Annotated in this window: 4 protein-coding genes and 2 tRNA genes; 3 read left to right on the top strand and 3 right to left on the bottom strand. The window is 41.1% G+C overall.

Features of this window, described 5'->3' with window-relative positions; translation table 11 throughout:
- Position 1 precedes the first annotated feature (1 nt).
- The 3 genes from AAEY93_RS04540 to orn all read right to left on the bottom strand — a co-directional run bounded on the left by AAEY93_RS04540 (position 2) and on the right by orn (position 1,141).
- Positions 2-77, bottom strand: a tRNA-Gly gene (locus AAEY93_RS04540).
- A 178-nt stretch (positions 78-255) separates the two neighbouring features.
- Positions 256-331, bottom strand: a tRNA-Gly gene (locus tag AAEY93_RS04535).
- A gap of 264 nt (positions 332-595) precedes the next feature.
- Positions 596-1,141: an oligoribonuclease gene (gene orn / locus AAEY93_RS04530; protein WP_101034152.1), complete on the bottom strand. Its 546-nt coding sequence runs from the start codon at positions 1,139-1,141 to the stop codon at positions 596-598.
- A 112-nt stretch (positions 1,142-1,253) separates the two neighbouring features.
- Here orn and rsgA point away from each other — a divergent pair, with 112 nt between their 5' ends.
- The 3 genes from rsgA to AAEY93_RS04515 all read left to right on the top strand — a co-directional run bounded on the left by rsgA (position 1,254) and on the right by AAEY93_RS04515 (position 6,830).
- Positions 1,254-2,315, top strand: coding sequence for a small ribosomal subunit biogenesis GTPase RsgA (gene rsgA / locus AAEY93_RS04525; RefSeq protein ID WP_351075173.1), 1,062 nt, complete (start codon positions 1,254-1,256; stop codon positions 2,313-2,315).
- A 103-nt stretch (positions 2,316-2,418) separates the two neighbouring features.
- Positions 2,419-3,285, top strand: coding sequence for an archaetidylserine decarboxylase (gene asd, locus AAEY93_RS04520; RefSeq protein WP_351075171.1), 867 nt, complete (start codon positions 2,419-2,421; stop codon positions 3,283-3,285).
- Between the two features lie 305 nt (positions 3,286-3,590).
- The gene (locus tag AAEY93_RS04515; RefSeq protein ID WP_502959548.1) at positions 3,591-6,830 is read left to right on the top strand and encodes a mechanosensitive ion channel domain-containing protein; all 3,240 of its coding nucleotides are present in this window, start codon (positions 3,591-3,593) and stop codon (positions 6,828-6,830) included.
- Positions 6,831-6,843: the final 13 nt, after the last annotated feature.

Here is a 6,843-nt window from a genome sequence, read left to right as displayed (position 1 = left end):
TTGGAGCGACATATCAGGTTCGAACTGATGACCTATACCTTGGCAAGGTATCGCTCTACCAACTGAGCTAATGTCGCGCACTTTTCGCTTTCTTTTAAAATCTAACAGAAATTTGGAGCGACCTTCTTTATAAATAAAGAGGGGTTCGAACTGATGACCTATACCTTGGAACAAGATTGGTATCGACTCTTACAATTAACTCAACTGAGCTAATGTCGCACATATTTCACTTTCTTTTAAAAACATACAGAAATTTGGAGCGACATATCAGGTTCGAACTGATGACCTATACCTTGGCAAGGTATCGCTCTACCAACTGAGCTAATGTCGCGTACTGGTTGCTTCATTTTAACAATCTGCAAGGTATCGTCTTTCAACCTATCAACTGAGCTAATGTCGCGTACTGGTTGCTTCATTTTAACAATCTGCAAGGTATTGTCTTTCAACCTATCAACTGAGCTAATGTCGCATACTTTCAAATTTCAATACAACTTTCTATGACTCAGAGTTTGGCGCTCTGTAGAAAGTTGAGGCCGCATTATAGGTAAATTTTACTACGCTGCAACCCCCTTTTTTAAAAAAATTGTTCAATTGGTTAAATTTTAAATACTTCTGTGCGATAAAACTGCATTTCAGCAATAGACTCTTTGATATCTTCTAATGCTTGATGAGTATTTTTCTTACTGAAGCCATTCATTGTTTCAGGGCTCCAACGACGAACCAACTCTTTGATGGTACTCACATCGATATTGCGATAATGAAAATACTCTTCAAGCTCCGACATGTACTTATTCATAAAGCGACGATCTTGACCAATACTGTTGCCGCACATTGGCGATGCGCCTTTAGGCACGTACTGAGATAAAAAATCAATCGTTTGTGTTATCGCATCTTGTTCAGAACATTTACTGGCGCGCACACGGTCAATCAATCCTGACTGGCCGTGATGTTTTTGGTTCCAATCATCCATGCCTGCTAGAGCCGCATCGGTTTGATAAATCGCGAGTACAGGGCCTTGAGCAATGATATTAAGGTCTTGGTCGGTCACTAAGGTGGCAATTTCAATAACTCGATCCACAGCGGGTTCTAAGCCTGTCATTTCCAAATCAACCCAAATTAGATTATTCGCATCAACAGCCATTTATGCCGCCTTATGTTATCTGTCGCCTAAATTCAGGCATTTTTATAAAAGAGTGTGTATCATACTGTTTTTTTGACACACAAAAAAACACCTATTTAATGAAGATAAGCCTGTGAGTAAAAAGAAACCCCTAAGTCAGGGCCAATTACGCCGAATGCGCGCTAATCAGACTAAGCGATTAAAGCGCAATGACGATAACACTCAACATGCCGAGTTACAGGACAATCTGTTAGGTCCTGAGCAAGCTGGTGTGGTTATTTCTCGCTTTGGTCAGCATGCCGATATTGAAACTGCAAACGGTATGGTCTCGCGATGTAATATTCGTCGCGCGGTCACCAGTTTAGTCACGGGTGATAAAGTCGTGGTAAGACTCGCGACTGAAGTCCAATCCGGCTCCAGTATCGGTGGTATTGTCGTAGCCGTTCACCCACGAAAATCTTCTTTAACTCGACCAGATTTATACGACGGCGTAAAAATTATTGCCGCCAACATCGATCAAATCTTAATTGTGTCATCGGTTTTGCCTAGCTTTACCACCCAAATTATTGATCGATATCTAGTGGCTTCTGAAGATACCGATATTCGACCTATCATCATTCTGAACAAAATTGATTTATTAGATGATACCAATCGTGATGAAATCGAACGAGCTTTGACACGCTACCAAGATATTGGTTATCCGGTTTATCGGATCAGTAGCCACACAGGCGAAGGCGTAGATGACATTAAAGATTTACTCAATAACAAAGTCAGTGTTTTCGCTGGCCAATCGGGTGTCGGCAAGTCTTCCTTAATCAATGCTTTAATGCCAGAAGCTGAACTATTAATTGGCGATGTGTCCGATAACTCAGGTTTAGGTCAACACACGACGACCACGGCCAAGTTACTGCATTTTGTCAGCGGCGGTGATTTAATTGACTCTCCTGGTATACGCGAATTTGCGTTATGGCATTTAGATGCCATCAGAGTCGGTTGGTGTTTTATCGAATTTAGAGATTTTTTAGGAACATGTAAGTTCCGCGATTGTAAACATGGCGACGACCCGGGTTGTGCTTTACAGCAAGCCTTAGCTGATGGAAAAATAACCAAAGACCGCTTTAGTAATTATCAGCGTATTATTGCCAGTTTAGATGAACAACGTCATGCACGACATTTCCGTGCCATTGATGAATAATATTCTGTATGCCTAATACTCTTTATAAAGACTAGGCTGTAGAAATAGTAGGCTGTAGAATAAAATTTTATCGTTCAACCAGATGAGAGAAAAGGGAAACACATTGGACTCAATTAAAATTGCTTTGCAATACATGTTGCCAAAACACTTTCTGTCGCGCTTAGTGGGCAAATTTGCCGCTGCAGAAGTAGGCGTTATCACCACGGCAGGGATTAAATGGTTTATCAAACAATACAAAATTGATATGTCAGAAGCATTGCAACCTGAGCCCGAAGCCTATAAAACCTTCAATGCCTTTTTTACCCGGGCGTTAAAGCCTCAACTGCGACCTATCTGCCAAGACAGCCATTTCATGGCGCACCCGGTTGATGGGGCGATAAGTCAATGTGGTTCAATTGACGCTCGTAACATTTTCCAAGCCAAAGGTCACAGTTATACGACCGAAGCATTATTAGGGGGTGATAAGAATGATGCTGCACGTTTTGATGATGGCGATTTTGCCACTATTTACTTGGCTCCAAAAGATTACCACCGGATCCACATGCCAATCACAGGTACATTATCAAAAATGACTTATGTGCCAGGCGATTTATTCTCGGTTAATCCTCTTACGGCTCAAAATGTGCCCGGACTATTTGCCCGTAATGAACGTGTGGTGGCTATTTTTGAAACCGAAGCAGGCCCACTTGCAATGGTACTGGTAGGTGCAACAATTGTAGCCAGTATTGAAACAATTTGGTCCGGTACAGTGACCCCACCAGGTGGTAAGCAAGTGTTTAGCTGGGACTATCCAACCACAGGCCCAGAAGCGGTTACCTTAGAAAAAGGCGCTGAAATGGGTCGTTTTAAACTAGGCAGCACTGTGGTGATGTTATTTGCGCAAGATGCCATTGCAACATTTGCTGATGGTGTCGAACCAGGTGAAACCACGCGTATGGGTCAACCGTTCGCCAAATTCAACCAGCAATAACTCGCCACCACTAAACCACACCCTGAATTAATTGAACTATATTGAGCCGTACTGCTTTTGAGTGGTACGGCTTTATATTGTAAACTCATTGCTCATTTACCACTGCATTGCGCTTTTTAAGCGCAAAAATAGCGCTGTAGTATCGTGTTACCCCCTTTTTATGATTGGTGCTAGCACGCAGCATTTTAGACGAGCAACAGACCACTCCAACCACGATTAAATAAATAATGATTGTTGCGACAGCTTTATTTGAAACTCAGCAAAGACATCAAAAATATAGATCATAATCTCGCAAATTTGCTACCATGACCATACTCCAGCCTGAGCCAAGTATTATGTTACGTTTAGCGTGTTTATTTCTGTGTTTTCTTATAGCAAATATACTGTCAGTTTCTGTATTTGCTATTACCCCCCTAACCCTAGATAAGCGTTTGGGGCTCAATAGCCAATCTGAAAATCAGCCGCTTGATATACAATCTCAAATTATAGAACTCGAAAGCAGCATTGAAAAGCTGCAAATTGAACAACAAACCTATACCAATATCGAACGCTCTAACAACGAAGCAAAACTCTCACTGGCAGAGCAACTTGCTGAAGCACAGAAACCGTTAAGCCTAAATGTTGAAATCGATCTTAACCAGCAAGCTTCAATGGCCTATTTTCATTTATCGGAATTAAAAGAGACCGAATCGAGCCTTAATCAGCAGTTACGTCTGATTTCACAACGCCAAACGCAATTACCTGATTTAATTGTTCAAGCACAAAATGCCTTAACGCAACATAATAAAACCCTAAAATCGCCAATTGATATTCCATTAGGCCAACGTAACAAACTTCAGGCAGAACTGCTCGCGCAGCATATTGTGACCTTACAAGCTGAACAATTAGCTAACCCTCAGCAGTTAGAAATTACTCAACTACAACAGCAGCTCAATCGCTTGTCTTTAAGCCAACAAGGAATCTTTATTGAGCTTATCAACAAACACAACATTGAGTCTCGCCAGCAGCAAACCGCAGACACCATAGCCAATAACTTAATTGATGCCCAAGAGCTTGCCGATCCATTATCTCAAGAACTTAGCGAAGTAAATCAGCACTATGCTGAACAATTACAGACCCTCACCAGTAATATAAAATCTGCGATCGAGAATCAACAACGAATTGAGAAACGCTATCAATCACAAAATGCCCAACTATCAAACGTACTTGAGCAAATTACCTGGGTTAAAACTAACTCCGCCTTTGGCGATCGTTTTTTGCAGATGCTGCAATCATTACCTAAGCCACCCAATCTAGACAAACTGCAAACAGAATTAGCCGATGCTCGTTTACAACGCTACAAATTAGAACAGCAACAAGCACTGAACAGCCAGCAACTTGATAACCGCGACATGTTTAATGAAACCCAGATTAAATTACTGCAATCACAACAAGAGCTAATCAATCAACTATCGCAAAGTTACGATCAATATCTAGCTGAATTTGCTAAGTTACGCATTGGTTATGAACAATTAAATCAATTACATACCACATTAAAAAACACTCTTAACGAACATCTATTTTGGGTGCCCAATGCGCCTAGCATTGGCGCTTTATGGTTAATTGACTTAAGTCACAGTAGTGTCTGGTTACTGCAACCGAGTCAGTGGCAGTCGTTACAACAAGCTTGGTCTGAACAAAGTAATTATTGGGCTTGGTGGGGCATTTTATTTTTGTGTTGTTTAATGGCACAAGACATGCTGACACCTAAGTTCAATGAAGCGATTAGTCGCTATGCAGTATATGTTGGCAATGTGACTCAAGATAAATTTAAATACACCATTAAAACCCTAATCATCAGCTTAACGTACGCCTTAATAAGGCCGTTACCGGTGATAATGGCAGGGATTATTTTCTCGCGATCAGAACAAAATCTGGTGTATGCCGTGGGAATTGGCATTTTAGCTATTGGTGTCAGTTATCTGATATATCAGTTCTTTTTCTTGTTAACCCTTGATAAAGGTATTTTGATCAGTCATTTCCGACGACCGAAGGAAATTGTCCAACAAGCACAACAAACCATGGCTTCGTTTGTCATGGTATCTGCGCCATTAATCGGTTTAATGGGCTTTACCGAAGCGTTAGATACCTCATTAGTACGCAACAGTCTTGGCCGTGGTGCGTTTATCGTTTTCTGTGTTGTGCTATTCCTGCTGTATAAAGAAGTCATGTTACTTATTGGCCAATATCGCAAAAATAAGCCTAGCGCCACTAATATGGCTATCATTCAAAAAGCGCTATGGGCAATACTGATCGGGACCCCTGTTTTTAGCGCAATCTTGGCGGTGATCGGCTACTACTTCACCGCATTCCAACTTCTATTACAGCTACAAATTTCGGTATTATTAGGCTTGGGCTTCTTGCTGACTTACCAGTTAATTAAGCGTTGGATGTTGATTGAACGCCGTTTAATCGCATTTGATCGTGCCAAAGCCAAGCGTGCAGAGTTACTTGCACAACGAGAAAGAGACGAATTACAAAACAATGAACCAATAGAAACCTATGAAGAACCGATTGTTGATTTAGAAACCATTTCCAGCCAGTCACTGGGCTTAGTGAGATCAATTTTAATTTTGGCCTTCTTCGCCAGCTTATTGGGCATTTTGGCGCAAACGCATACTGCGGTATTCTCGTTTTTAGATGGCATTACTTTATGGACCACCAACAGCAATGTAAATGGTATTGAGCAACAAGTGCCCATTACATTGAAATCAATTCTATTTGGAATTATGTTAGTAGGTTTCTCATTAGTTATTGCTAAAAACCTCCCCGGTTTGATGGAACTGACGTTATTGCAAAGATTAGATTTATCGCCAGGAACCGGGTTTGCCATTACCACTGTGAGCAGTTATTTAGTGGTGTTTTTTGGCATACTGTTTGGTTTTTCAACTCTTGGGATGGAATGGGCTAAATTGCAATGGCTAGTTGCGGCACTCTCAGTAGGCTTGGGGTTTGGCTTACAAGAAATTTTTGCTAACTTTATTTCTGGTTTGATTATTCTATTTGAAAAACCCATTCGTATTGGCGATACCGTTACTATCCGCGACCTATCAGGTACAGTCAGTAAAATCCAAATCAGAGCGACTACGATTGTCGACTTTGATCACAAAGAAATTATTGTGCCAAACAAAGCCTTTATTACCGAACAACTGGTTAACTGGTCGTTGTCCGATCCGATAACTCGTGTGATCGTAACAGTATCGGTATCTCGTGATGCTGATCCAACCAAAGTCGAAATGTTACTTCATCAAGCCGTGCTTGAATGTGATTTATCATTAGCCATACCGGAGCCAGAAGTATGGTTCGCCGGTTTTGGTCGACACACACAAGATTACGAAATTCGTTCGTATGCGAAAGACATGTCGGATCGTTGGCCGTTACGCCACAGCTTGCATAAACTCATTAATAAAAAGCTTAAAGAAAATAATGTCGAACTTGCCTATCCGCAGATGGACATTCATATTAATCATATGCCTAAAGAATCCACCGGATTATATAAAGGCTAATTCAAGTCTTAAT

Origin of the sequence: Shewanella sp. CAL98-MNA-CIBAN-0140, assembly GCF_040309905.1 — a bacterium.
Classification (GTDB): domain Bacteria; phylum Pseudomonadota; class Gammaproteobacteria; order Enterobacterales; family Shewanellaceae; genus Shewanella; species Shewanella psychromarinicola.
This window is presented reverse-complemented; position numbering and strand designations above follow the sequence as displayed.

Excerpts from the sequence above, each read along its gene's own strand:
- orn (WP_101034152.1), bottom strand. The coding sequence starts at position 1,141 with ATGGCTGTTGATGCGAATAATCTAATTTGGGTTGATTTGGAAATGACA.
- AAEY93_RS04515 (WP_502959548.1), top strand. The coding sequence starts at position 3,591 with ATGACCATACTCCAGCCTGAGCCAAGTATTATGTTACGTTTAGCGTGT.